The 13,915-nt window shown below is 51.3% G+C and carries 11 protein-coding genes; 6 read left to right on the forward strand and 5 right to left on the reverse strand.

Translation table 11 applies throughout. The annotated features are described in order from the left end of the window. Window positions 1-37 precede the first annotated feature (37 nt). Window positions 38-1,192: a putative sulfate/molybdate transporter gene (locus tag ACO06L_RS16205; protein WP_202346516.1), complete on the forward strand. Its 1,155-nt coding sequence runs from the start codon at window positions 38-40 to the stop codon at window positions 1,190-1,192. Here the strand turns inward: ACO06L_RS16205 and ACO06L_RS16210 are convergent. Continuing rightward, complete coding sequence (locus ACO06L_RS16210) at window positions 1,170-2,885, reverse strand: FAD-binding oxidoreductase (RefSeq protein WP_227715703.1); 1,716 nt, start codon at window positions 2,883-2,885, stop codon at window positions 1,170-1,172. The two genes, ACO06L_RS16205 and ACO06L_RS16210, sit on opposite strands and share 23 nt — an antisense overlap. A gap of 160 nt (window positions 2,886-3,045) precedes the next feature. On the opposite strand from ACO06L_RS16210, the gene ACO06L_RS16215 reads away from it, so the two are divergent. After that, the gene (locus tag ACO06L_RS16215; protein ID WP_202346517.1) at window positions 3,046-3,438 is read left to right on the forward strand and encodes a glutaredoxin family protein; all 393 of its coding nucleotides are present in this window, start codon (window positions 3,046-3,048) and stop codon (window positions 3,436-3,438) included. A gap of 76 nt (window positions 3,439-3,514) precedes the next feature. Here the strand turns inward: ACO06L_RS16215 and ACO06L_RS16220 are convergent, their stop codons facing one another. Genes ACO06L_RS16220 through ACO06L_RS16235 form a run of 4 tightly spaced genes read right to left on the reverse strand, consistent with a single transcriptional unit; the run spans window position 3,515 to window position 9,754 of the window. Beyond that, complete coding sequence (locus ACO06L_RS16220; RefSeq protein WP_202346518.1) at window positions 3,515-5,164, reverse strand: putative bifunctional diguanylate cyclase/phosphodiesterase; 1,650 nt, start codon at window positions 5,162-5,164, stop codon at window positions 3,515-3,517. Window positions 5,165-5,219: 55 nt separating this feature from the next. Further along, the gene (locus ACO06L_RS16225; protein WP_202346519.1) at window positions 5,220-6,791 is read right to left on the reverse strand and encodes an EAL domain-containing protein; all 1,572 of its coding nucleotides are present in this window, start codon (window positions 6,789-6,791) and stop codon (window positions 5,220-5,222) included. A gap of 15 nt (window positions 6,792-6,806) precedes the next feature. Next, window positions 6,807-8,462, reverse strand: coding sequence for a putative bifunctional diguanylate cyclase/phosphodiesterase (locus ACO06L_RS16230; protein ID WP_202346520.1), 1,656 nt, complete (start codon window positions 8,460-8,462; stop codon window positions 6,807-6,809). A gap of 5 nt (window positions 8,463-8,467) precedes the next feature. Beyond that, window positions 8,468-9,754, reverse strand: a complete 1,287-nt coding sequence (locus ACO06L_RS16235; RefSeq protein ID WP_202346521.1) for a sensor domain-containing diguanylate cyclase — start codon at window positions 9,752-9,754, stop codon at window positions 8,468-8,470. A 778-nt stretch (window positions 9,755-10,532) separates the two neighbouring features. Between ACO06L_RS16235 and ACO06L_RS16240 the strand changes: the two genes are divergently transcribed. From ACO06L_RS16240 to ACO06L_RS16255, 4 genes are all read left to right on the forward strand, one after another. After that, window positions 10,533-11,372 carry a PIN domain-containing protein gene (locus tag ACO06L_RS16240; RefSeq protein ID WP_202346522.1) on the forward strand — a complete coding sequence of 280 codons (840 nt, stop codon included), beginning with the start codon at window positions 10,533-10,535 and terminating at the stop codon, window positions 11,370-11,372. A 322-nt stretch (window positions 11,373-11,694) separates the two neighbouring features. After that, window positions 11,695-12,300: an abortive infection family protein gene (locus tag ACO06L_RS16245; RefSeq protein ID WP_227715704.1), complete on the forward strand. Its 606-nt coding sequence runs from the start codon at window positions 11,695-11,697 to the stop codon at window positions 12,298-12,300. Window positions 12,301-12,408: 108 nt separating this feature from the next. After that, window positions 12,409-12,903, forward strand: coding sequence for a hypothetical protein (locus ACO06L_RS16250; protein ID WP_202346524.1), 495 nt, complete (start codon window positions 12,409-12,411; stop codon window positions 12,901-12,903). Window positions 12,904-13,028: 125 nt separating this feature from the next. Beyond that, complete coding sequence (locus ACO06L_RS16255; protein WP_202346525.1) at window positions 13,029-13,616, forward strand: hypothetical protein; 588 nt, start codon at window positions 13,029-13,031, stop codon at window positions 13,614-13,616. Window positions 13,617-13,915: the final 299 nt, after the last annotated feature.

Here is a 13,915-nt window from a genome sequence, read left to right on the forward strand (position 1 = left end):
CGACAACAATAAGCAGACCTTTCAGGCAGGAGCCCGCATGGGTTCAACCGGGATCAAGGGTTCTATCGGGAAAAAACTCAGCCATGAGGTCAGTGGCGCGCTGGGGGATATCGGTACGCTGTTGCCGCTGGGTCTCGGGGCCATTGGCGTGGCCGGACTTGCTCCGGTGCCGGTGCTGCTGGGTTTTGCCGTCTTCTATATTGCGACCGGGCTGTATTACCGTCTGCCGGTACCTGTGCAGCCCATGAAAGCGGTGGCCGCGCTCCTGCTTACCACCCAGGTCAGTGCCCAGAGCCTTATTGCCAGTGGCGTTCTGATCGGTGCCATTCTCTTGCTTCTGGGTTCAACCGGATGGATCAACCGGGCGGCACGCCTGGTGCCGGGCTCCGTGTTAAGCGGGCTGCAACTCGGGCTTGGTTTGCTCTTGGCCGGCATGAGCCTGGGGCTGATGGCTACGTCCCTGCCGTTGGGCGTTGTCACGCTGGCGGTGCTGGTGGTTACCCTGAAACTTTTCCCGAGCTGGCCGGCGGCATTGTTGGGCCTTGCCGTGGCCATGGCCCTGGGCGTTCTGATTGGCGCGCCAGGGCTGCCCCTACCCGATGCTGGCCCTGCAATCTTCTCTATGCCTGAGTTGCCAACGATGGATGAGTGGCAGCAGGGTTTTTCGGTACTGGTATTGCCGCAACTGGCGCTGACCATTACCAACGCCATCGTCCTGACCACCCTGGTGATTGGTGACTACTTCGGCGAGCAGTCGCGTCGCGTCTCGCCAGCACGTCTGTCGGTGACAACCGGCCTCGCCAACCTCTTCCTGGTGCCGTTCGGTGCGCTGCCCATGTGCCACGGCGCGGGCGGTGTGGCGGCTCATTACCGCTTCGGCGCCAGGACTGGCCTGGCTCCGGTTCTGTTGGGCACCGGTTTGCTCCTGATCGCATTCGTGCCCGGCGGCCTGTCGTTCATCGCCGCCGTTCCTGCCGCCGGCCTCGGTGCCCTGCTAATGGTGGCGGCTGTCGAGCTTGGCCTGACCAGGCGCCTCTGGACTGCCAAGCCTTCCTGCTGGCCTGTGATTGGCATAACGGCGCTTGTCACCTTCTGGGCTGATCCGTTTTTCGGGGTCTTGGCTGGGGTTGCTTCGGAGACTTTCCGGGCAGCCTGGGTGCGGGGGAGGGTTAGCGGTGCCCATCAGGACTGAGACCATTGTCCGAATCGGATAACACACCCCGAATGCCAACGCTTTTATCCTGCGGGTCGATCAGGGCTCCGGGATTAAGAATACCCTGTGGATCCAGGAAGTGTTTGCCCGCCGCCAGAGTTTGACGAAACAGCGGTGACGTCTGCTGTTCATAGCCATAACGGTGATCCCGGCCGACCGCGTGGTGGTGGGTAACGGTCGCACCCTGCTCAGCCAGCACTTCTATAGAGATGCGCTTGAGCTGTTTCCACTTTTCCAGGGCCTTGCCCAGATCGCCGGTCGTGTCGCCCACGCAATAAAACGTGAAATAGGGTGCCGGCCCGTCCGGGTAGACGTGGGTAAAGCGGCAGGAAAATGAAAATGGCCGTTGTGTGATCTCGCGAAGCGCGGACTCCATGGCTGATTTTACCGCTCTGTAAAGGCTCGGGAACTTGTCCCAGGTGATTGCGGTTTCGAAGGTGTCGGCAATCATGCCCATGGCGGTTAATCGATTGCGCCAGTAAGGCATTCGAATGAAGGCATTTCTCCAGGATTCGGCTTCGCTGGACCCTTTTTCTGCATGATCCGGGTTATAGCTAATGCCATCTTTTTGCAGAACACCGCCATGTTCTTCGGCAATGGCGACGGCCCGCTCGATTTTCTGGTTTTGCGGATGGTCTGCGGATTCGAAACCAAGAACCAGAATGGCGCAGGGTTTGTCAGCGATCCTGTTGATCACCACTTCGGCCTCATCCAGTAGACGGCAATTCGACGGGAATAAACCCGATTGCGCAATCTGTCTGACAGCATCGACACCGTTCATGAAGTGATCAAAACCCACGGATGCAGTGGCCCGCCATTTGGGGCGATGCTGTAACCGCATCGTGGCTTCGGTAATGATCCCCAGCGTACCTTCTGAGCCACAGATCATGCGGTCTGCCGAGGGTCCCGCGCCCGAGCCGGGCAAAGCGCGGGTCTCGATGATGCCTTTTGGCGTGACCAGCCGGGTTGCTTCCACCATGTCTTCTATGTGCGTGTATACGGTCGCAAAATGGCCGCCAGCGCGGGTTGCCAGCATGCCGCCCAGACTCACGAATGGAAAACTCTGCGGGTAATGGCGCAGCGTTAAACCACATTGCTTCAGTTGCCGCTCAAGATCCGGACCTTTGATGCCGGCCTGAATGCGTGCGCGACGACTGACAGAATCAATCTCCAGAATCTGGCTCAGGTTCTCCATGTCGACACTGATCGTTGCCTGGTAGGTGTCGCCAACATCCGGCTCCACGCCGCCACAGACACTGGTGCCGCCACCAAACGGAATGAGTGCAATGTTGTTTTCGGACGCATAGCGGAACAGCTGCTGGATATCGTCTTCCGTCCTGGGAAAGGCAACGGCATCGGGCGGGTTGGGCACTTCCCGCATGAGCATTCTGGCCATATCGGCGTAGGATTTTCCGTAGCTATGCACCAGGCGATCGTAGGGCGTTGTGGAGATGATGTCTGAGAGATGCTCGGGAATGGCGGGCAACCGGGATGCCGGGAGGTCAAAGTCTTCAACCTTGGGTGGTTCAATCTCCACCACGCCTTCCGGCACGAACATTTTCGTAACGGTCTCGATCATGGCGTGTTCTTCGGGGTGCAGATCCTCATTCGCATAGCCCCAGCCCCAGAATCGCAGGGGTTTGCGAAGTGACTTTGTGCCGGACTCAGACATCGGGTTCTCCATCAATGCGGGTTCTGCACCCGTTACTCTGAACACTTCATCTGTTGAAATGATATCCTCGTACACCGCTATCAAGTACGCAAATCAATCCTGAAGGCTGACATCTTTCAGGTCACCTTCTACCAAGAAACCCGGAGTTTGAGTCTTACTCATGAGAGTTATTATTCGCTATTTTTTCCGCACCCTGCGCCTGGTACTGACGCCTTTCATGCTGCTCAGTGAAAAACTCAGCACCCCCGAAAGCGTTACCCGCTCTGCTGACGAGCAGGCCCGCGCCGACGAGGCCAGCAAGGATCTCGCCCTTTACCAGTTCAAAGCCTGCCCGTTCTGTATCAAAGTAAGAAAGGAAATCGCCCGGCTTGGCCTGAACATTGAAACCCGCGATGCCCAGCATGATCCGGAACATCGTGCGGCGCTGGAAGCCGGCGGCGGCCGAATCAAAGTGCCCTGCCTGAAGATTCAGCAAGAGGATGGCAGTGAGCGTTGGCTTTACGAATCCGATGAGATCAAGGCGTGGTTGCAGGAGCGGTTTGAGCCGGCCTGATTGTAATCGCTGACCGCTGATGCCTGCTGGCTAGGAAGGACTCACAACGCTTTGTGCGCGTTGTTCGGGGCTTCGCCTAGTCAGTGATAAACGCCAGATATTCGGATAGCGGAACCGGTTTAGCATAGTAAAACCCTTGTCCCAGATCCGCTCCCAACCTAGTTACGATCCGATGCTGCTCCTGTGTTTCTATACCCTCGACAGTCACTTCCAGCTTCAGAGCATGAGCCATGGAAATCATAGACTCCATAATCGTTCGGGCATCTTCGCTATGTTCCAGATCGGTGACAAAGGCGCGGTCGATTTTTAGACCGGTGAGTGGTAATTGCGTCAGATATTGGAAAGATGAGTACCCCGTGCCGAAATCATCCAGGCTGACTTTGAAACCTTGATCCCGCAAACTCGCCACCGCAATTCTTGCGTGGCTTGGGTCTTGAATGAGTGCGCTCTCTGTAATTTCGATTTCCAATGACTCCGGACTGCAACCGAGGGATGACACTGTCTTGCCTAGATCATTGATGAACGTTGAGTCCATGAGGTTTTTCACAGCAAAGTTAACACTCACTGGCATCAGTTGTTCTGAATGAATGCGTCGGCACGCTTGAGAAACAACAAACCGAGTCACCGGATCGATTAACGTTGTGGCTTCAACCTTCGGCATAAACAGTCCAGGCATGACTCGGTTGCCATCTCTATCAAACCAACGCAACAAGGCTTCCGATCCTACGTGCCTTCCTGTCCGCAAACATATTTTCGGTTGATGGAAGAGTTCGAATTCCTGGTTTGCGAGGCCATCGCGGACCTTGGCGATGAGTTGAACTCGCTCGGCTGTCTTTTGATCAAATGACGGGTCATAAAGTCGATAGGGCGCGTTGTTTTCCATGGCTACCGAGAGGCCGGTTCTTGCCCGGTTTATGATCGTTTTACTCTTGGCATCATTGGAATTGAAAAGATACCCGCCCGCGGCTATTTGAATTCGCAGGGCAATGCCATTCACCACCGTTTCGTCTTCGCCAATTCTTCGTGAGACTTCGAAAACGGAATCGATATCCGCTTGCGACTGAGCTGAAAACAGAAGTGCGAGTTCAGACTTGCTGAACCGATAGACTTGGTGGGGGGTATCTAGATTTTCGCTGATTCGTTCCGCCACTTCTTTCACTACATGGTCTGCCGTATCAGCGCCTAACGACTGAAGTATTTCCCAAAGATCCTGCATTCGGATGAGCAGGATTGCTCGCGAAGAATCGCTTGGCGCACGTTTCAAAAGCTCTAGGTCGCGCATCAGCGCCGCTTGAGAGTAGAGCCCGGTTTTCTGGTCGATTTCGAGCGCTTTAAAATGCCGCTGATTTGCTTGGCGGAGCCTTTGAAACAGTGCTGCCGAAAACACACCGATGAGGACAAAAAACGCGATCCGTGCCAGCCAGTTCTCTGTGCTCTGAAAAGCGCCTTCACTGACATTCAGGGGCATCCACGGTCCTATGAGCACTCCCCCGGCAATTGCACAGACCACTGCGCCCAACAGACCAAACCACGAAGCAGATAGGAGGACGGGCAGGAGTGTTAAATATGGGTAGGCATAGGATGTGCCCCCAGTGATGTAGACGAGCGTTGTGGCAACTGCCAAAAGACATCCAACGGCAATCAACCTGAGCCCATGCACTCTTTCATAGGATACCGGAGATAGCGTCGATAACTCTGAGCTGTAGTTACTGCTTGTGCTATTCATTCACTAAACCTTAGATGGCGATTCCAGCGCTTGCGAATGTAAAAAACATCGAGGTTCAGACAAAGCGGTCCCAGGGAACAGCGTCCTCTTGGAACGGTCGGGCAATCAGGTAGCCCTGCACTTCATCGCTCCCGACTTTTTTGACTAATTTGAGCTGATCCTTTCTTTCAATATTTTTCAGAATAACGCGCACGTCTACTTCGCCAAGGCGTGCTTTGATTATTCTCAATTGATCCTGATCGTGTGCTTCGCGGGCCTTCCAGGAAAGCAAACCTGCATCAACCTTGATGGCATCGAAGAAATCCACACCCGCAGGGTTAAAGAGATTGAAATGCTGAGAGCCGTAGCCATCGATGACAATTTCAACGCCGAGTTTCCGGATGGCTGCAAGAGTCTCGGGAGAAGTCGCCAGAGCACGCTTGAATGCCGATTCGTCGATTTCTATCCCAAGTCTGGATGCCCTGATTCGGCTGGAAGAGAGCCTTTGGCGCAGGTGCGCAAGCATCTCCTCTGAAAACAGCTCTCTTTTGCTCAGATTGATTGATACTGCGACATTTTTGCCCTTGTCGATTCGGCTCTCCATAAGCTGAATGACCTGGTCGATCACCCATTTATTAAACGGGAGTGACAAGCGGGTGTTTTCAATGAAAGCCAGGAATGATCTGGGATACAGCGTTTTCCCGCCGCGATTCCAGCGGACCAGGGCTTCCATACCGGTGAAACGCCCGGACATGGTATCGAGGCGTGGCTGGTATTCGAGAAACAGCTCCTGATTCTTCAGTGCCTTTCCGACGTCATTGATGGTGACGCCAGCATCGTCAGATTTCGAAGACTGCCGAGTTTCAGTCGTTGAACTTTTTGAATTGGATGCTCTGGCCTGCTTCTCCCGTGCGGATCGGGAGCCGGGGTGAAGCTGCCTGATATCTGCATCCAACAACAGGTCCGAGATATCTGAGCGATTAAAGCCCTCCAGAAGTTCCTTTATTTCCTTTGCGGAGTACTTTTTGGACAAGACTGAAAAAATGAAATCTTCGTCCGATACCGAATCCAGTTCTTTCGGGCCCTCTACCCTTTGGCTTACATGCCGGAAGAAATCCTCAAGCAACTGGGCCACAGTTTCTTTGCTGGTTATTTCCAGGAGACTCTCAGCGTTTTCAAACTTGATGAGGTATTTCTTTCGGTCCGGGTCGACGTCATATCCATCCTCGTTTGGCGATGTTTGCAGCTGAACATTCTGTTCGCTCGACCCCTGGACAGTATCAGAGTCTTGAGATGCGAGGGTGTGCACCATTCTCCGAAAGAGCCCGATAACGATAGCGATAACGATCAGCCAGAAAAGGTAGACGATGTCCGCAAATAGATGCTCGTTGCTCGTCCTCAGGTGGTGCAGGATGCCGAAAGTAACGATGCTGGTCGCAACGCCGGACGCCATCCCCAGAATGGCCGCGGCCACCACAACAGGAGCCAGCAAGTAGCTGATCAGAGCTACGCCGCTTTCGCTTGAAACGGAGAGCGCCCAAATAATCAGGAAGAACTGACAAGCTGCCGCGAGTATGGTCAGCAGAATAATTCGATCCACTGACCATTTATTGGTTGCAGCTGTGAGCGATATCAGAAAGCCGGTCATAAACTCGATCGTCGGTTAAAGAAAGTGTGCGATTTTTAGTGGCTTGGAGAAAAAATAGCCCTGGCCGATAGTGACACCCTCCTCAAGGAGGATTGCTGCCTGGTTTTCGTATTCAATGCCCTCGGCAATTACATCGAAACCGAATTGCTGCCCAAGAGACACAACAGAGCGGATGATGGCAAGATCATCATGATTGGACTGGTTCAGATTCATGACAAATTCCCTGTCGATTTTCACAACTGACGCTCCCAAGCTTCTGATATAAGAGAGGCTGGAGTACCCGGTGCCAAAGTCGTCGAGAATGATGTCAAAGCCCGCCTCTCGTAGGGCAGCCAGGTTCTTCGCTGCCGACTCGTATCCGTCGATTGAGAGATTTTCCACGACTTCGATGCTGACTTTCCCCTGCACATCACAGATAGCGGTTGCGGTATCAATAAACGCTTGAATGAACTCCCTGTCCAGCAGTGAGAAGGGTGACAGGTTCAGAGAAACCTTGATGTCGCCATACCGCTCCCAGATATCTGGTAGGTCATGGCAGATTTGCTCCAAAAGATTGAGCGTTAGCGCATTGATGTAGCCCGAGTTCTCACACAAAGGGATAAAGCGCCCGGGCGATACAATGCCGTGTTCCGGGTGTTCCCAACGTGCCAAGGCTTCGAACCCAACGACTTCCCGAGTCTCAAGATGTAGCTGGGGCTGGTAGGCAACGTAAAACTCTTCCTCTTGAAGTGCCGTCGGTATATGTCCTGCCAGGAGCTGATCAGCCTGGGCACGCTTCAAGTCACTGTCGGTGAACTCAACTACGCGATTTCGACCCTCGTCCTGCGACTGAGCCAAAGCAAAACTGCAAAAGCGCGTGCTTTCGTCAATCAGAGAATAGGGCAGCCTGCTAATGAAGCCGCCGTTGAAGGTAAGCTGGAACATCTGCCCATCAATCCTGACCGGTCTCAGAGTGCTCTCGCAAAGACGCTCTAAAGTCTTATCGAAGCTGTCTTCACCTTCCTCCGACGGGACAATGATGATGAATTCGCCCTCTCCCGCACGCGCCAGAATTGCGCACTCGTCGAGTTGTGCTTGCAGTCGGTCACGAATTTCGAGAATGGCCATGTCGGCTGCACTGTTACCCATAAATCCGCGCAGGTTCGCCAAGCCGTTGATGCTGATCGTACCCAGGGAAATGGAGACCCGGCTTTCAGGCTCATTCATGGCTCTCATTTTTATGAGTTCCACTGCCATAGCGGGTGTCGGTAGTTGAGTCAGGTCATCGTATGGAAAGTGAAACGGAACGTTCCTGTTATTGCGATCCAAATCTTTAATGTCATTCTGGATGCCCAGGTAATGAGTCACAGATCCCTGGGCGTTGCGAATCGGTGTCAGATAAAGGTCGTTCCAGAAAGCCGCGCCGTCCTTCCTGTAATTTTTGATGACGATACGATGGGTTTTGCTTTGCGCAATCGCAGACTTGATGGAACCGACGACGGTCTGATTGGTTTCCTCTCCCTGAAGAAAGCGACAGTTCTCGCCGATGATTTCTGGCCGTTCGTACCCGGTAAGGGTACAAAAGGCATCATTGCAGTAGATGATGGGAAAATCCTCTAAACAGCTGCTGATCACAATTCCGCTGTTCGAAGAATCAAAGCATTGAAGTGCAATGTCAGAAATCGTTTCCATGCAAGTTACCCGTCAGTTTTTATGCCGTTTCTTCCTTCAGACTTTGCTTCATAAAGAAGCTGATCTGCGCGTTTGAGGACTTTATTTGCACTGCTTTGAACAGCGGAAAATTCAGAGATGCCCGCACTGAATGTCAGTGCAACGTCTATGCCATTGATCGCCTTCAGTTTCGACCTGGTTTTCTTAAGTATTTTCTTCCCGACTTTAAGAGCAGATTGAATACCGGTATTGGGCAGAACAATCAGGAATTCCTCGCCGCCCATGCGACCAAACGTATCGACTTTTCTGACGTTTTTGCTCACCAGTTCAGAAAACTGGCGCAGGGCCAGATCACCGAAATCATGGCCATGTTCGTCGTTTATTGCCTTGAAGTTATCTATGTCGATAAGGATCACGCTCGAACGTTCTTGGTAGCGATCAAAGCGTTCCGACTGATCGCGCAGGAACTCGCTGAGGTATCGGCGATTAAAAATTCCGGTCAGGTAGTCCTTGCTCGCTACTTCTTTTAGCTCAAGCTCAAGATTCTTCCTGTCGTCGATGGCGATCGTAATCCCATTCCAAGTGACACTACCGTTTGGTTGCAGTTTTGGAATGGCAGTGCCCTCAAACCACCGAGTTTTGCCTTTGACAGTCGTTCTGTACTCAGCCTTCCAGTGAGTCATCGTGCGCTTGGATTCGGCCAACCTCTCGCGAACAAAAGGCAGGTCTTCGGGCTCGATAATATCGAACGCCAGGTCCGGATTAGCTAGAAATTCCTTGTTTTCAATACCGAAAAACTCTTTGGTTTTTATGCTGATATAAGAAAAATAATGACTCGAATCCGGGTAAACTGTGTAAGAGAAAACGATGCCAGGTAATGAATCGGCGAAGTTTTCGAAAAACAGTTCTTTGGTTAGCCTGTCAGTCACATCTTTGAACGTTGCATACCGATACGAATTTCCCTCCTTCGCTGAACACTCGCAGACGGTTGTCTCTAGCCACAGGATCTTCTCGTTGCTCCCTATCAGTCGGCACAAAAATGTGCCGTGATCATGAGCAACCGGTGACCTTTTCGGATCCAGCTTTTCGAGAAGCTTTGAGATGTCTGGTGGGGTCATCAATTCCGACAGGTTAACTCCAGTTCTCCTGTGGGAAGGCCCCAAAAGACCCTTGAATGCCTCGTTTACGAGGACTTTTTCTGTTGTAGCGTCCCACCGCATGGAGGCAACACTGTCAGTGAATTCGGTCGGAAATTGACGATCAATTTCGAGCTTCGGCGCTGAGATTCCCGGTACCAGAGATCTACCGGCCACTCTGTTTCTCCATGAACGCGAGGTCCTTATGTGTAGTGAAAAGTTGCACAGGCTACAGAAATATATACGTACGTCCTGTGGGTAGTTTCCAGTATCGAGGTGCGACATTTTGTCGCAGTTTTTGGGTTTTATTTTTTAAGAAATCGTTAAGTGGCATGCGAGATTACAAGTGGGTTTACTCAGTCAGAAACCACGGAGTCTTTTTATCGAGCATTGCCGACCTGCACAGATTGCTCCTTCCCCCAAAGCTGGGAGTCCCATGGAGGATACGCGGGCGAGAACGTAATAACTGGTGAGGTTGAACGCTTAATGTAGAGTGCTCAGCTGGATCAAAGTCGAGGTGAGCTCAGCTCAGCTTTACCCTAGGGCCTCGACTGGTGCCCCTGCTTGTTGGCTTAGGTACGGATTTGAGTAGGTGCAATCATGCGATCTGTTCGCATGATTTCCGGCAGAGCGTTGTCATCTAGAGGCCTTTCTTAACGTACCGGTTCGAGCAGGATTCTTCCGCTTCTTAAACAAAAGCGGACATTCGAGTCAGGGCTTTTCTCCAGAGCCTCCACACTAATCACAGCGATTTCATCCAGTATGACTGGCACAGCGAATACCAGATGCTGAAAGATGGCATGGCAGAAATGTCCGGGCTGGCCTAAGCTATTGTTTTGTCGATTCATGTGCGGCGTTTTTGACAGTTCAAAATCAGTAAATAATGACGCAGTCAAATTTCTGTAATTATGAAACGCGCTGCCTAATTGCTGGTTAAAGAACAATAGGAGATCGAGTGGCTAGGAAGAAAAAAGATGAAATGGATGCGTTGCTGTTTATCGATACTAATATTCTTCTGGACTTCTATAGAGATCGAAAGTCGGATGTGAGCATGAAGTTTCTCGAACAAATAGAGGCGTGCAGAGATAGGCTAATCCTCGGATCTCAGGTCGAGATGGAATACAAAAAGAACCGGCAGCACGTGATTCTGGAGAGTCTGGGCAAGTTCGGGGCTCCTGACTGGGGAAAGTTAAGTGCACCTGCCCTCGTATCTGAAACTCAAGCAGCCGGAATGATCGATAAGCACCGAAAAGAGTTAGTAAAACAACAAAAAATACTTACAGAAAAAATTCAGGCAATTTTGGAGCGGCCCGGAACTCAAGACGAAGTTTATAAAGTCCTTCAACGTGTATTCAAGCACAAAAGCCCATACAACCTTGACCGAGAGGGCAAGCGAAGGTTTGCAATTCGAAGATTGGCGCGGAAGAGATTTTCACTAGGTTATCCTCCGAGAAAAAAGAGTGAGACGTCATATGGAGATTCTATCAACTGGGAATGGTTGATCCAGTGCTCAATAGACAGCGGCAAAGACGTGGTTATCGTTACCCGCGACACTGATTTTGGAGTCATTTATAAGAATAAGTCATATCTCAACGATTGGTTAGCGCAGGAATTCAAGCAGCGAGTAAGTCGAAAAAGGAAGTTAAAATTAACCGCTAGTCTTTCCGAGGGACTCAAAATCGTCCATGCGAAGGTAACTAGGGAGATGGAAGCAGCGGAGCGCGCTATGCTTTCAGAAATTTGGGCACAACTTAGAACAAGGGATGATGTTGAGCCAGAACAAGATATTCTTTAACCAGTGAAGGCACGGCGACACACCTTGCATTGCGCCGTCGGCTCCATTCCAAAGCCGCGCATGCTGCGGACGTTGGCATTTTCATCCCAACAAGAGTTGGACTATGAGGAAAGCAATACCGGCACCCGTGATAGCTGTCTTGTCTGAGAACATACCTGACATGGAAACCCATGCGAGCTTGGATAATCTGTTCTCATACGCGGAGGCTCCAGGGGAGCCACCAGAGGGTTCTAAACCAGTCAAAGTTCAAGCTTGGCTGCGCAGAGTCAACAAGGAATCGAGCCAACCACTTACGGTTTTGGGCCGAATCATAGAGTGCTACATGGAACTGCCGGATGCTGGAGAGTCGCGCTCAATGTTTGGCGCGCCAACAGTCGATGCCAAGAAAGAATTCAAAGCAAGGCTAGAAGCCATACTTACGCGTTGTAATCTGACATACCTCACCGGCGGGATTGTTTCAGATGGTAGTTCTGCGCCAAGTCGGTCACTGGGCGATCTGATAGAAGGAAGGGATATCCCTTCCATCGATGCCGAATTTACGCGGGCCCTCGCAAACGTTAATTCTGAACCCAGAGAAGCGGTATCAGCGGCGTGTAACATTTTGGAATCAATTTTTAAAACGTACATCGAAGACGAAAAGTTGCAGATGCCCTTGAAACAAGATTTGCAGAACGTTTGGAAAATTGTTCGTTCTGACCTGGGTTTTGAGCCAGGTTCAATACAGGACACAGATTTGAAGAAAGTTCTGTCAGGTATGCTATCTGTTGTTGATGGAATTGGTGCTTTTAGAACACATGCCAGTTCTGCACATGGGGAGGGGCGTAAAGTCTATAACTTGAAACCTCGCCATGCGCGTCTTGCCATCCATGCTGCGCACACAATGGCGCTATTTGTATTGGAAACTTGGGATGAGCGAAAAGGGTGCTAGAAATGCTAACCATTGCAGGCATGTCGACGCCCATTACATTGCGCCTTCGGCTCCATTCCATGGGCGCACACGCTGCAAGCGTTAGGGACTTACTGACTGGAGGAAGTGGTGACATTCGAGCTCAGCAAGATCGACTGGACAGCGATAAGCGCTATCTCGACCTTTTTAGCGGTACTTGTTGCTCTCTTTTACCAGCCTTTTTTGAACCGGCGTAAATTAAAGCTTGAGACATCGATTGTTACAAGTGGTAGAACTAATGAGCACTCAGTCGGGCTCACTGTCACGAACCTCAGTGCTGGGCCTATATGGATGGTTTCCTTTGGGTTTTTATACAAAGAGGACGATAAGGTTGTTGTTTGCTTCCTCGGCGAATCATCAACACCAAAATTGCTTCAGCCTTCTGAACCAATACAATTATGTGAGCCATCAATTCAGCTGCACTTGAACAAATTCGATAGATTCTTCGCTAAGGACTCTTTCGGAAAGTTTTGGTATTTGAACAGAAAGCAGCGTCGGAAATTGGCGGAGCAAATTGAAAAGTGCCTAAGGAATAATCCGCCACAGCCAGAGATCAAATCTAAACTGGTTGCAAAGGCAAAATAATGGCGTGAGCCTGAGGCCTTCGCTAACAACACGGTCATGGTGACGTCTACTACATGCAGTTTCTCCTCCATTCCGCAGCCACGCGTGCTGAGCGGCTTTAGTCTGTTACTCAGACATCAGGGAACATGATGACCAATGAGGAATTCGTAGAATTCGCATGTCCACACAGCTGGTTCTTGGTTGCTGACGACCTGCACGAGCAGGCTGTCGAATTGAGGCAAAACTTTGGCCAAGGACACCTCACACATCATGATTATAGGTCCGGAAACAAGGCCAGCTGGGATAATACGAACAGATCAACGTTCCTCCTAGCATCCTTTGCTCTCGAAAACGCGGTTAAGGCATTTCTGGTTTACGAGAACCCAGGTTGGATTTCTAACGGTAAGCTTTCAAAGTTTTTGAAGTCCCACAAACTTACAGTTCTTGCAGCAAAATCTACTATCATCCCATACAAGACGAAGGGCCGGGGCACCCTGAAGGCATTTGAAGACGGCAGTGAATCATGGGCTAGATATCCGTGTGCGCTGAGCAAAGAGAACAGTGCTCAGCCATCTACTCTCGACGAGGGGCTTTGGGAGAAATATGACTGGCTGATGGCTGCCTATGGTCGTCGTTTAACCAAGCTTTTATCGATTTATTGGAAAGGCCCTCACGGATTTGGAGGGAAGTACGAGATCAAGGGCAGCTTTCTCGGAGCCCCTTCGCGGACCTAACAGTTGTTTGGGGGAAGTCCACCGCTAAAGCGGCGGGTGAGTTTAGGCGTTGATCGGCCATCTTGAATGTTCGCTTTGCGACCTAAGCCAACATTCTCATGGGGTCCTCTTTTCTAGCTGCGCTTTGGTTTCATTCAGTGCAAAGGTCAGGTTGCAACCACCTCAATTCACTTCCGAATCCATGCGGACACACCATGGACACAATTTGGACACAGCCAAATAAAAAAGGCCTGCGTTTTCACGCAAGCCTTTGAAAATAATGGCGCGCCCGATAGGATTCGAACCTATGACCTTTCCTC

Source organism: Marinobacter sp., from assembly GCF_965229985.1.
Taxonomy (GTDB): domain Bacteria; phylum Pseudomonadota; class Gammaproteobacteria; order Pseudomonadales; family Oleiphilaceae; genus Marinobacter.

What these genes read in the sequence shown, in the direction of transcription:
- ACO06L_RS16205 (WP_202346516.1), top strand. Translation starts at nt 38, where the DNA reads ATGGGTTCAACCGGGATCAAGGGTTCTATCGGGAAAAAACTCAGCCAT.
- ACO06L_RS16210 (WP_227715703.1), bottom strand. Translation starts at nt 2,885, where the DNA reads ATGTCTGAGTCCGGCACAAAGTCACTTCGCAAACCCCTGCGATTCTGG.
- ACO06L_RS16215 (WP_202346517.1), top strand. Translation starts at nt 3,046, where the DNA reads ATGAGAGTTATTATTCGCTATTTTTTCCGCACCCTGCGCCTGGTACTG.
- ACO06L_RS16220 (WP_202346518.1), bottom strand. Translation starts at nt 5,164, where the DNA reads ATGAATAGCACAAGCAGTAACTACAGCTCAGAGTTATCGACGCTATCT.
- ACO06L_RS16225 (WP_202346519.1), bottom strand. Translation starts at nt 6,791, where the DNA reads ATGACCGGCTTTCTGATATCGCTCACAGCTGCAACCAATAAATGGTCA.
- ACO06L_RS16230 (WP_202346520.1), bottom strand. Translation starts at nt 8,462, where the DNA reads ATGGAAACGATTTCTGACATTGCACTTCAATGCTTTGATTCTTCGAAC.
- ACO06L_RS16245 (WP_227715704.1), top strand. Translation starts at nt 11,695, where the DNA reads ATGGAACTGCCGGATGCTGGAGAGTCGCGCTCAATGTTTGGCGCGCCA.
- ACO06L_RS16255 (WP_202346525.1), top strand. Translation starts at nt 13,029, where the DNA reads ATGATGACCAATGAGGAATTCGTAGAATTCGCATGTCCACACAGCTGG.